Source organism: Streptomyces lancefieldiae, assembly GCF_031845825.1.
Taxonomy (GTDB): domain Bacteria; phylum Actinomycetota; class Actinomycetes; order Streptomycetales; family Streptomycetaceae; genus Streptomyces; species Streptomyces lancefieldiae.
Map to the genome: position 1 here is coordinate 1 of NZ_JAVRFH010000459.1, position 250 is coordinate 250.

Genomic DNA, 250 nt, shown 5'->3' on the forward strand with positions numbered 1-250 from the left:
ATAGCGCCGTGCCCTCGCCTGTGCTCGGCCACCAGCGTCAGGTCCACCGGTGCCCGCACCGGCCCATCCGCGCACAGCAACGCGTCCGTCAGCTCGAACAGCTCGTCGCCCCGAACGGTCAGACACTCGTACAACTCGTCCCGGAAGCGTGACGCTTCCGCAAACGCTTCCCCAGGAACGGCTTCAGGCAGGAGACTCACCCTCACGGCCTTCGTTCTGATCGGTGCACCTTGGTCGGAGTACATGATCA

The 250-nt window shown here is 64.8% G+C and carries 1 pseudogene; it reads right to left on the reverse strand.

Going from position 1 to position 250, the window contains the following annotated elements:
* Positions 1-200: pseudogene (locus RM812_RS42945) on the reverse strand (NF041680 family putative transposase); the annotation flags it as partial.
* Positions 201-250 lie beyond the last annotated feature (50 nt).